The 11,611-nt window shown below is 47.3% G+C and carries 11 protein-coding genes and 1 riboswitch; of the genes, 3 read left to right on the plus strand and 8 right to left on the minus strand.

The features are described 5' to 3' along the window. Positions 1 to 409: 409 nt before the first annotated feature. Together larA and ACFQ0C_RS34880 are read right to left on the minus strand one after the other, a co-directional pair. Positions 410 to 1,672, minus strand: coding sequence for a nickel-dependent lactate racemase (gene larA, locus ACFQ0C_RS34875; RefSeq protein WP_379373915.1), 1,263 nt, complete (start codon positions 1,670 to 1,672; stop codon positions 410 to 412). A gap of 20 nt (positions 1,673 to 1,692) precedes the next feature. After that, a complete protein-coding gene (locus ACFQ0C_RS34880; protein WP_379373917.1) occupies positions 1,693 to 2,853 on the minus strand; it encodes a glycerate kinase family protein in 1,161 nt (386 codons plus the stop codon). A gap of 177 nt (positions 2,854 to 3,030) precedes the next feature. Here ACFQ0C_RS34880 and ACFQ0C_RS34885 point away from each other — a divergent pair, with 177 nt between their 5' ends. Both ACFQ0C_RS34885 and ACFQ0C_RS34890 read left to right on the plus strand, forming a co-directional pair. Then, a complete protein-coding gene (locus ACFQ0C_RS34885; RefSeq protein ID WP_379373919.1) occupies positions 3,031 to 4,161 on the plus strand; it encodes a CdaR family transcriptional regulator in 1,131 nt (376 codons plus the stop codon). 109 nt (positions 4,162 to 4,270) lie between these two features. After that, positions 4,271 to 4,350, plus strand: a riboswitch (ZMP/ZTP riboswitch). A 93-nt stretch (positions 4,351 to 4,443) separates the two neighbouring features. Then, a complete protein-coding gene (locus tag ACFQ0C_RS34890; RefSeq protein ID WP_379373921.1) occupies positions 4,444 to 5,046 on the plus strand; it encodes a DJ-1/PfpI family protein in 603 nt (200 codons plus the stop codon). Between the two features lie 75 nt (positions 5,047 to 5,121). On the opposite strand, the gene ACFQ0C_RS34895 is transcribed toward ACFQ0C_RS34890, so the two are convergent. From ACFQ0C_RS34895 to ACFQ0C_RS34905, 3 genes are all read right to left on the minus strand, one after another. After that, entirely contained in the window at positions 5,122 to 5,898 is a 777-nt protein-coding gene (locus ACFQ0C_RS34895; protein ID WP_379373923.1) for a DODA-type extradiol aromatic ring-opening family dioxygenase, read from the minus strand. Positions 5,899 to 5,987: 89 nt separating this feature from the next. Beyond that, complete coding sequence (locus ACFQ0C_RS34900) at positions 5,988 to 6,392, minus strand: DoxX family protein (protein WP_379373925.1); 405 nt, start codon at positions 6,390 to 6,392, stop codon at positions 5,988 to 5,990. Positions 6,393 to 7,067: 675 nt separating this feature from the next. Continuing rightward, on the minus strand, positions 7,068 to 7,604 hold the full coding sequence (locus ACFQ0C_RS34905; RefSeq protein WP_379373927.1) for a helix-turn-helix domain-containing protein: 537 nt from the start codon (positions 7,602 to 7,604) through the stop codon (positions 7,068 to 7,070). A 282-nt stretch (positions 7,605 to 7,886) separates the two neighbouring features. Between ACFQ0C_RS34905 and ACFQ0C_RS34910 the strand changes: the two genes are divergently transcribed. Then, a complete protein-coding gene (locus tag ACFQ0C_RS34910) occupies positions 7,887 to 8,309 on the plus strand; it encodes a DUF3995 domain-containing protein (RefSeq protein WP_379373929.1) in 423 nt (140 codons plus the stop codon). A gap of 135 nt (positions 8,310 to 8,444) precedes the next feature. On the opposite strand, the gene ACFQ0C_RS34915 is transcribed toward ACFQ0C_RS34910, so the two are convergent. From ACFQ0C_RS34915 to ACFQ0C_RS34925, 3 genes are all read right to left on the minus strand, one after another. Next, positions 8,445 to 8,615, minus strand: a complete 171-nt coding sequence (locus ACFQ0C_RS34915) for a hypothetical protein (RefSeq protein WP_258217558.1) — start codon at positions 8,613 to 8,615, stop codon at positions 8,445 to 8,447. Between the two features lie 203 nt (positions 8,616 to 8,818). Then, a complete protein-coding gene (locus ACFQ0C_RS34920; RefSeq protein WP_379374033.1) occupies positions 8,819 to 10,471 on the minus strand; it encodes a glutamine--tRNA ligase/YqeY domain fusion protein in 1,653 nt (550 codons plus the stop codon). Positions 10,472 to 10,798: 327 nt separating this feature from the next. Continuing rightward, the gene (locus tag ACFQ0C_RS34925) at positions 10,799 to 11,512 is read right to left on the minus strand and encodes a 3D domain-containing protein (protein ID WP_379373931.1); all 714 of its coding nucleotides are present in this window, start codon (positions 11,510 to 11,512) and stop codon (positions 10,799 to 10,801) included. Between the last annotated feature and the right edge of the window lie 99 nt (positions 11,513 to 11,611).

Raw genomic sequence — 11,611 nt, forward strand, 5'->3', positions numbered from 1 at the left:
GCTTAGGTGGGGTTGTGTTTTAACTATGTCATGGAAAAACTTTGTGAATTTTCACACAATGATTTACTAAGTTGATGATGTGTAAGGTCTGATGCAACGCTAGTGCATAGATATACGTTAAATCAGAGAAATTAACATGATGATTTCCCGCTAACCATGGTCACAGTCAGAGTAAAGTAACCGTCATAGCCACAATCAGAGTAAAGTAACAATCATAGCCACAGTCAGAGTAAAGTAAGAATCATAGTTACAGTCAGAGCAAAGTAAGAATCATGGTCACAGTCAGAGTAAAAGTAAGAATCATAGTTACAGTCAGAGCAAAGTAAGAATCATGGTCACAGTCAGAGTAAAGTAAGAATCATGGTCACAGTCCATAGCCACAGCCAAGTCATCACACACTGCGAGCCAGCTACTCCTCCACATAGGGAATAGTAAGCGGCCCCTGAGGAAGAATGGCTATGCTCATTCCTTCGCCATATATTTTCTGGAGCTCGGTTAATGTTTCCTCAATGCTGCTCATAGGCTTCAGCATGGATTTTTTGATTTCCTCATCCGTCAGCCTCGATTGTACATATACATCGGCCCACACTTGAATGACTGCCTGCTTCTGGACCTGCCATTGGTCGAACATTTGAAAATTCGGGTCCTCGATCATATCCAGCAGCTGCTGGGGTGTATCGGCCATTTGTAGAATTTTTGCATAGTTGCCGTGGTTAGGGATACCGTCAGAGCATTCAGCGGCGCAGAGGATTGCGCCTCCTTGCTTGACGATTTTATGCGCGGCACTCATGCCCTTAACGGCTTGATACAGGTTCTGATCAAGCGGATATCCAGAGTTCGATGTGATAACTACATCGAACCTTTCCTCGCAGCGAGCCATAGCATGCTGCTTCGTATAGGCGCAGCCTTCAGCATGCGCCGCGAACAGTTCGCCGGCAAAGACGCCGGTGATTTGCTTTTGCCCGTTGAGCGTGACGTTCAGCATGAAATCGGGCTTGCACATCAGGTTGATTTCGCGGGCCATCTCCTGCAACGGATTGTTGATCAGATTGCCCCAGGTGGACAAGGGGTTGCCGATCATCCGTGCATTGTGGAATGTCATAATCGTTTCCAGACCTGCGATTCCAGGCATGATCCCCTTGCATCCGCCAGAGAATCCGGCGAAGAAATGCGGCTCGATGAAGCCGGTGACGATACGGAAATCTGCCTCCACATAGGTTTTGTTCAAGTAGGCATCACAGCCGAACGAGCTCCGGCCAACCTTGACCAGTTCATCAGGCTCCTGACAATGATGATTAATTACCCGTACCTTGTCAACAATTGACTCACCCAGCATTTGTACGAATTCCTCGCGGGTTTGATCCCGGTGAGTTCCTGTTCCGTTGAGTATCGTTATCTGCTCAAGCGGAACATGAGGGAGCTCGCTAATAATCCATGGAACCAGCTTATCATTCGGGGTAGGCCGCGTAATGTCGCTTATGACTATGACGATCCGATCGGTTGCCTTTACCATCTCCCGTAAAGGTGGGGAGGCGATAGGCTGACGCAGTGCCTCAAGGACGGCCTGCTTCTCATCGGCCACGCCCGGTATGTCGTGCGGCTCCACAAGCACTGCATGATCGGGCACCTCAACAGATAAGCCATGCTTTCCATATAACAGCGTTGTTTTCAATGAAATCACTCCTTCTGTTGTTACTCTTTGCCGCGAAGCTGCTTATGGATCGCAGGGGCATATGTGCGCACAACCTGCTCGGCTGTCAGCTCCAGCAGCTCGGCTGCCCGCTCCATTGCTTCTTGCAGCGTCATCGGTCCGTTTACGATGCTGTGAACGCTCGTAATACCAAGGTCATGCAGCGAATCAATGCCTTTGCCTACCGAACCGGCAAGCGCAATTGTCGGTATGTTCAATTTTTTGGCTTCGAGAGCAATCCCCATCGGCGTTTTGCCGAAGGCGGTTTGGAAATCGATCTGGCCTTCACCGGTGATCACCAGATCCGCGCCCTTCAAGTGCTCGCGAAGCCCTGAATAGTGGATCACTACTTCGATGCCGGGTTTGATCGAGGTGGGGAAGAAGGCGAGAAATGCACCGCCGATTCCCCCTGCGGCACCGGCTCCGGGCAGGTCATGCACGCGGATACCGGTTTTTGCCTCAATGGTATCGGCCCAGGAGGCCATATTCCGCTCCAGCTCTTGCACGATGTCGGGCGTGGCCCCTTTTTGCGGGCCATATACATGGGATGCCCCCTTCGGGCCGATGAAAGGATTTTGCACGTCCGAGGCGATAAGGAAGCGGGATTCGGCAATACGCGGATCCCACGCGCTGTCGTCGATGGCTGCGATCTCGCTTAACGCGCCGCCGCCAGAGCGGACCGGGCTGCCTGCCGCGTCAAGCAGCCGCATTCCGAGCGCTTGCAGCATGCCAGCGCCGCCATCGTTGGTGGCGCTGCCGCCCAGCGCCAATATGAATTCGCGGCAGCCGGCGTCCAGCGCCTGCTTGATCAACTCGCCCGTGCCGTAGGTGGTCGCGATGAGCGGGTTGCGCTGCTCGGGGGTGATGAGATAGAGGCCGGATGCACTGGCCATCTCTATTACCGCCACGCGCTGCTCCTGCCCTATCAGGCCGTAGGCTGCTTCAACGGGCAAACCGATCGGGCCGGTTACGACGGCCTCTACTTTCCTGCCGCCTGCGGCATGGATGAGGCTGTCCATCGTGCCCTCTCCGCCATCGGCAACTGGCACTTTCACGGTATCTGCCTGCGGGAGATACCGCTTAATGCCCTGCTCAATAGCCGCTGCGGCATCGGCTGCACTAATGCTGCCTTTAAAAGAATCGGGAGCGATAATAATTTTCAATCGGAACGCCGCCTTCCTCTATTTTTTATCAGCAGCCCAGCTGAAATTCGCTGTAACTGCGCTTTCCATATACCGCTATTATATAGGAGGACAAATCAGAATGAATTGGTTATAATAAACAAAAATAAAGTGATGCCGATACATATTTTTATATTTAATAAACAATGAAAGATAGAGGTGATAAGAACGCTTACCAAAGATATAGCCGAGAGCATTGTGCGGGAGACGATGCATCGTTTGCACCGCAATATCAATATGATGGACATCGAGGGGAAAATAATTGCTTCCGGTGACAGCAAGCGACTGGGGGAGCGGCACGAAGGCGCGCTGGAAGCGATTCGTACGGGCAAACCTCTTGTTATTGATGAAGCGAACCGGGGACATTGGAAAGGAAGTCTGTGCGGGATTAATGTCCCCATCGTGTTTCGGGAGCAGATTGTTGGAGCTATCGGCATTACAGGACAGCCTGAGGAAGTTTCCGAATTCGGTGAAATCGTTAAGATGACAACGGAGCTGATGCTCAATCAGAGAATTTTGACGTCCCAGCAAGAATGGCGGAACCGCGCAAAAGAGGCCATATTGCAAGAGCTGGTTAAGATGGATTCGGATTTTGATAGAGTCGATGGTCATTTGCAGATGTTGGACCTTCGATTAAAGCCTTCTTATTATGCCTGTATTCTGGAAACGTATCAGGACATGGCTTATAACGAACAGCTTGTTAGAAAAATAGAGGAAATTGCCGGCGAGGGGCAGGCTTTGGCAAGCGTAGGCGGCGTTCACCAAATCATCCTTCTCCTGTACGGGATTACCGAGAAGAAAGCGGCGGATAAAAGGGAGCGGCTGAAGGAGATGCTGAATTCTTCGGGAATCTCATTTCGCATAGGGTATTCTCTGCCGACGAGGGATCGCACTGAAATTCCTGCTGCTTTTCGGGAAGCTGAATTTGCGTTGCAATTTGGGGAGGGCAAGAACGAGATGATGTCTTACGCTGGTTTCGAGCCTCGCGCAATTGTTATGCAGTCGGATGCGGGCAGTAAACACAGATTTGTGGAAAGGCTACTTGGAGAGCTGCCGGAGCCTCTCATTGAGACACTTGATGTATTTTTTAATTGCAGCATGAGCATCCAGGAAGCCGCGCAGTCACTTTATGTACACAGGAATACGATGATCTACCGGCTTAAGCGGATTAAGGAGCTTACGGGCTGTGACCCGCAAGTGTTCAAGGATGCAGCGGCGCTGCAGATGGCTATATGGATTGACTGGGAACGTAAGCATAAACAGAAGCAAAAAACGAATCGAGCTGAATGAATTTACAGATGCAGTGGGGCTCTGATTTGTTATTAATAATGTTTTTAATAAGGCAGCATAAAATAATATTGAAAAAACTGGGAAATTCATATAAAATCTTTCTAACAACTAAACGGTGGGTTACTGGCGTAAACGTGGATAACCACGAGGGAGCACACCGATAATCGGCCGTACGCCTGGGCAAAGTATTTGATCAATGATCAAGTGCTTTTTTTTGTTCTAGAGGTAGTTCAAATTTTTGAGCGCGCACTTTTATAAAAAACGAGAGGTCAGGTGTTCGTAATGAAAATGGCGTTTGTACTATTTGATCGGATGACAACATTGGATTTTAGTGGTTTTTTCGAAGCAATTACGTGGTTGAAGATGCTGAATGCAATGGATGATGTGTCGTGGCATCTCTGTTCTACAACCGAAGAAGTTAAGGACGATCGTGGCATGACAATAAAAATAAATCATGTGCAACCCGATCTATCTGCTTATGACTTGTTGTTTATCCCGGGAGGAATGGCCACGAGACAATTACAATTTGATAAGGATTTCGTAGCTTGGCTGCAAACAGCTCAGAATGTAAAATATAAAATTTCCGTTTGTACGGGAGCGCTGCTTTTGGGTGCGGCTGGGTTTCTAAAAGGAAAAAGAGCTACAACGAATCCATCAGCCTATGAGCTATTAGTACCGTATTGTTCTGAGGTGGTAAAGCAAAGAGTGGTGAGGGATGGAAATATTTTTACCGGTGGGGGAGTATCGGCGTCAATTGACTTAGGGCTGTATGTAATTGAATCTTTAACGAATACTGAAATAGCTAAGAAGGTACAGCAAAATATGGATTACCCTTATTATGAGACAGGCAGGTTGAATAACCTTGATAATCAGAAGGCTAACTAGTACTAGTATCGCAAGCGAAGACGGCCCCGTTAAGAGCACAAAAGACTACCGCCTTCATGGCGGTAGTCTAAGACATCAGAATTTCAATATCATATTGCTGAGCGATCTGTATTGGTAGCTTTGATGTATCAACTCAGGCTTCCGGTGTTTGTCTCCGGCACCCATGGCCAGGAATAGAGGCAGGAAATGCTCTTGATCCGGGGTAGCATCTTGGGCATGGGGAGCAAGTCGTTCATAGTCGAAGAGCGAGGCTGTATCCCAGCTTTGTATGTGCTGAATCATCCAATCATCGAATTCTTTGGCCCAGTCGTCAACGCGGTCCGGCTCGCGCAAATCCAGTTTACGGAAGTTGTGAACCGTGGCTCCACTTCCAATAATGACGATATTACGCTGTTCAGCGAGCACTGCTAATGCTTGGCCGATGCCGTACTGTTGAGCGGGCGGCAAATATGGATTCACTGATAATGTGATTACCGGAATGTCTGCTTCAGGGAACAAATGCTTCAGTATAACCCAAGCCCCATGATCCAAGCCTCGTGTAGTATCGTACTGTGAAGCAATTCCAGCGGATTCAAGCAGTGCGTGAACTTCCTCAGCAATTGCCTTCGAGCCGGCAGCCGGGTATTTCACTCGGAATAAGGCATCCGGGAAACCGCCGAAATCGTAGATCGTTTCATACGTTGAATCCGTATAGGTTAGCGATTGCTCTCTTTTCTCCCAGTGGGCACTGAACAAAATAACGGCCTCAGGCTTGCCGAGCTGTTCTCCCAACCGACGAATGTCTTGGGTGTAAGGGATGTCTTGAAGAGCGAGCATAGGTGATCCGTGGCCGATAAAATAAGATGCTCCCATTATTGTTGCCTCCTCACATGATATCGATTAAATCGATTCATACTAATCAATTCCAGTCAACTTCAATAGTACAAGTGGCCGTAGCTGTCTTACGCCTTCCGTGTAGACAAAATACGGTCGATCCCCCAACCCTTCGCAGGGTCAACGGTAAGGCTAAGCGCTGCCAGCATGTAGGCAAGCTCCAATTCAAAGCCAGCAGCCTGGCCGTTGCCCAAAAGTCCCATTGGAAGCTTCACGATGATGATAGCGCCCAGCATTAGTAGAACATACGCGATCGATATATAGCGAGTAGCGAAGCCTACGAGTAACGCGGCACCGCCAATTAACTCTAAATAAGCGACAATATAAGCAAAAAATCCCGGCAAGCCGATGCTGCTGAACCATTCTGCTGTATTGCCTAATCCCATTTGGAATTTAGCAATCCCATGACCAATAAACATAACACCTAATAGGATACGTACAATTGTATAAATAATACTGCTTCCTGAGCTCATTATTTTCTCCTCCATATAACTTTAAAATAGTAAGTTGATTACTTTAAATAAAATTTATCACAATGTTAGTATCGGTGTCAACATAAATATATGTAAAATATAATTAATATTTGTATTACTAATATTAATGGTGGTGGGGCAACTGGGCTGCAGCTGGGCTGCAGCTGCGATGAGCCCTGAAGAAATTTTGTGCGGAAGGTGCGGAACTACGAGTTCCGTTATTCCATGAACTGCCTCTAATCTAAGGTGATAGCGGAATTCGGAATTCCGTTATACTGGACGAATAGGAGCGCTATAAACAAAAACAGAGTGATAACGGAATTAATTCTTCCGTTATCACTCTGTTTTTTGGGCTTTCCTGGTATTAGAGGAAGAATTACTTCCTCTAGCTTTTCCAACAAGCGCGGACCCCAAAGCACGCGCCATGGCGTTGCATGGTGTCGGTAGAACCCTGCGGCTTCACTTACATGAAAGCTGTACTGGCGGGTGTGTAGAAGCATTTGCTGGTGATCTCCACTCAATTCTCGACTCGATGCCACAAGGTGCTTTTTTATAATACCAGACTTTATAAGTTTTCAGCGGAGCTGAACAAGTCTGATATTGCAAGAAAAGCTACAACTTAGACACGAATGTATCTTCCTCGAAAGGGCTTCGATCAGAAGCTTTTCTTATAGTTCAGCCTTTTCGGCTCTCATTATAGCTGGCGATCAATATTACGGCCGTTTCCTTACCTATATTGGTTACTTGGTGGGGAACGAAGGATTGCCAGGAGAAGGTATCGCCCTCTTCAAGGATATATTCATCCTCCCCTTGCTTTGCGAGAAGCTTTCCTTTTAGAACCAGATGGCATTCAACTCCCTCATGGACGCTTAATTCCAAGCTAGGAGGAAGACCCGGGGGCACCTCGATCAGCAGCATTCGAAGTCCGCCTTCTTCGCTGAGATGCTCTACTTTTAATTGGTCCTTGTACATGCTAAAGGTTCTTTCTTCCTTGCGTGTTACCTTCATTCGCTCCTCTTGCTTTAACAGGAGGAAGGCAAGAGGAACCTGCAATACTCCGGCAATTGAATCCAGGGTGGCTAAGGAAGGCGAGGTTTTATTATTTTCGACCAGACTCATAAACCCTTGTGACAGGCCGGTAGCTTCGCATAATTGCCCAATGGTAATGCCCTTCTTCTTACGGATCGTTCTTATTGTTGCACCGATTTCCATTATTCCAGCTCCATTTGTTTGAAAAATGTATCGTAGTTGCTTCCATCTTAGCGAAACCGCGGCAGGAAATCCAGAGCATGCTTTTTTTACACGCCAGAATTTATATGTTTCGGGGCTGCCCGCAAAGTATCTGAATCAACCTCGAAGCAAGACCCCACTTTGTGGGGATATTTTGTATCCACCCGTCACCTAAATGTGCTTTAATAATTATAATATACAAATGGAAACGTCAGAGATACTGGTACAGGGTAGCCAATCAAGGTTTTGTCGGAGGGACGGCTTATGATTATGATTGCAGTTTTGGCAGGTTCAGGTGTACTGCTGCTGCTTGCTCTGATCCACTTCTACTGGGCGGCAGGAGGCAAGTGGGGAGCGAAGGGAGTGCTACCGGTCAGGGAAGGGGAAACCGAGCCGTTGTTCCAGCCGCGGCCAGCAGGAACGACTGCCGTCGCCGTCATTCTCTTTGCGATCTCAATCATGCTTCTGGCTCAAGGCGGTTTGATGCCGGGCTTTGGTCCCAATGTAGTCACAAGCTGGAGCTGCACGATTTGCGCGGCGGCATTTCTGCTGAGGGCTATCGGTGACTTCCGTTACCTAGGTTTTTTTAAACGTGTAAAAAGCACGCGGTTCTCCGCTATGGATACAAAGCTCTACAGCCCGCTTTGCTTGCTGCTGGCGGTGCTGCTGTACTTGGCGTCCCTGTAGGGGCGCTCATGATTAAGAAGGCCGCTCCAAATAGAGGGCCTTCTTTTTTACGCTCTAAGCTGCAAAAAGGGCATACGAGTTATTGCCGGGTCAATCGGTAATAGCAATGCCAGCCATGCCGTTATGTAGCCAGAACTATATCCGAATGCCGCATTCCTTAACCAAAGTTGGCCAATGCAGGACGAACTTATCTTTCCACTTGTCTTCCGGCAGTTCATTAATCCAATTCGAGATCTGATCGAGCCCCATGTCCTGCAGTTTATGCATGACCAGCTCTTTTTCACAAAGTTCCTCTGTAGCTAGCACGAACAATCCCTCCAATATGAAAATATTCTCAACAAAACATTATATGCAGATTCAGAGGGAAATGTGCCATCCTGCGTAATAATTTTATCCTGATCGATGTATCAGCTCTAATTCATAGTCATATCGAAAAAAGACAGCAGCTCCCAAAGAAGGGAAACGGCTGTCTTTTCTCTTTGCTGAATAAAGCTGTTGCAGTGTAGATATTAGATTTCGAACGAGCTTTTCAAAGATACAACACGATTGTAAACGTGTTTATTAGCAGATGTGTATTTTGGATCGACATTAAAATAGCCATGGCGGAAAAATTGCAGCTTATCATGAGGCTTAGCATCCTTCATATTAGGCTCCACATAGCCGCTGATAACTTCCAGGGAGTTAGGGTTAATCCGGTCGAGGAACGAATCTCCTTCTTCCTTAGCGTCATCCATAATGAGCGGTTCATATAGACGGAATTCAGCAGGGATTGCCTGCGTAGCTTCCACCCAATGGATCGTTCCTTTGACCTTGCGTCCGGTAAAGCCGCTGCCGCTCTTTGTTTCCGGATCATAGGTACAATGAAGCTCTATTACATTGCCTTCCGCATCCTTGATGAAGTCATTGCACTTGATGAAATAAGCATTCTTCAAGCGGACTTCGTTGCCGGGGAACAACCTAAAGTATTTGTTCGGCGGGTTCTCCATAAAGTCATCCTGCTCAATATAAATTTCACGTGAGAACGAAATTTGGCGGTTGCCCATTTCCGGATTCTCTGGATTAATCTCGGCATCCAATTGCTCGACCTGACCTTCCGGATAATTCGTAATGACAACCTTCAGTGGGCGCAGCACAGCCATAGTCCGCGGCGCTTTCAGCTTCAAGTCCTCGCGGATAAAATGCTCCAGCATTCTCTCATCAACAATGCTGTTGCTGCGAGTAACTCCAGCCTCGCGAACGAAAGTACGGATCGATTCAGGAGTGAAGCCTTTGCGGCGCAAGCCGGAGATGGTCGGCATCCGAGGATCATCCCAGCCGTCTACGATATTCTCATCCACGAGCTGCTTCAGAAATCGTTTGCTCATGACCGTATTGGTAATGTTAAGCCGTGCAAACTCGTATTGCTTCGGCTGGTTAGACATTTCGCATTCTTCGATGACCCAATCGTAAAAAGGACGTTGGTCCTCAAACTCCAACGAACAGAGGGAGTGGGTAACTCCTTCGATCGCGTCCTCAAGTGGGTGGGCAAATGTGTACATCGGGTAAATACACCATTTATCACCGGTATTATGATGGTGGGTATGGGAAATACGGTAAAGCGCAGGATCACGTAAATTGATGTTCGGAGACGCCATATCGATTTTTGCGCGCAGTATCCGTTCGCCGTCTTTAAACTCACCGTTACGCATCCGCTTGAACAGATCCAAATTTTCTTCAACGCTGCGGTTTCTATGAGGACTGTCCTGACCTGGCTGCGTTAAGGTTCCGCGGGTAATGCGGATTTCTTCAGCAGATTGATCGTCGATGTAGGCTTTGCCTTTCTTGATCAGCAGCACAGCACGATCGTACATCTCTTCGAAATAATCCGAAGCATAGAACAGAGCATCCCACTCGAAACCGAGCCAGCGGATGTCCTCTTTGATAGATTCAACATATTCGATATCTTCTTTCACAGGGTTCGTATCATCGAAACGAAGATGAGCCCGGCCCTTGAATTCGTCAGCTAACTCGAAATTAATGCAGATTGCCTTGGCATGCCCAATATGCAAATAGCCGTTAGGTTCAGGAGGAAAGCGGGTGACGATATGATCGACTTTGCCGGAATTTAAATCTTCAATAACAATGTTTTTGATAAAATTAGATGATGCAGACGGGTTCTCCAACACAATCAACCTTTCTTCTGTAGATTAAGAAAGTATAAGCTTTGCTTTATACTTTATCCTCGCGTAATAGTTTATTATCATATAATACACAAAAACGCCGTGAAATATAATGGTTGCTTCTCTGAATCTATGATTTTTTTGGCCAATGATGGGAAGCCTGTACAAAAAAAGAGCTGCCAGAGCAGCTCTTAAACTGTTATTGTTCTTCCCGCTCCCGATCTTTTTGGGCAGCTTTGCTGCCAAATAAGTCGGCTTCCTTTTCCAATCCTTACTGCTGCTGCTGAACAACATGCCATGCTTCATGGGGCAAGTGTCGTTCTTGGCCTGCTATGCATTTTCAGCGGATAGTACATATACCTTCACATTTCTTTTGACGCCAAAATTGATTGCTTGTCCAACATCATCCATAAAAACATCGATTCGCGAGCCTCGGACAGCTGAGCCCGTATCCTCCGCCTTACGAATGCCGACCCCGTCAATGTAAACCGTTGTTCCGATAGGGATAATGGAGGGATCAACTGCAATAGTTCTTCCCTCCTCCGCTTTACTGCCGCTATAAGTGATTCCATATTGAGGATGGGAAGCTGTTTTTCCGGTTGATTCAATACCTGCGGTGTAAGCGGTAAGTGTGGAGCTTAATACTTTTTTGATCGTTTTCCGCTGCCCGTCCGGCAATGGAATAGCCGCCTCCGAGTCGGGAATTTGCAGCTGCTGACCTATTGTTAGCCGTTTCGGGTCTGCAATATCGTTTAAAGCAAGCAGGGAGGACAATGAAACATTGAAGTCCTTTGCAATTTTATACAGCGTATCCCCGGCATTGACCTGATAATTCAAAGGTTTCGGAACGACAACTGCGGGTTCCTCCGGGACGGGATCCGGTTCCGGTTCCGGAATAGAGCAGGGACAGTAGATCGGTCCATAAGCAAGCTCATTTATGTCGTACATATCCTCATCATAATAGTAAGCGAAAGCTTGCAAGGCTGTACCTGACATAAAAACAAGTAGAACAGTAAGTATGAAAATGAACCTTAATTGCAGCATATAATCTCAAATCCTCCTTTTTCAAATCGTAATAATAGAGTCATTAATAGAGTTCTTTTACTAGATTTGCCGGATTTACCGGGTTGTAAACCTGTCAAT

Source organism: Paenibacillus sp. GCM10027630, assembly GCF_042676305.1.
Classification (GTDB): Bacteria; Bacillota; Bacilli; order Paenibacillales; family NBRC-103111; genus Paenibacillus_S.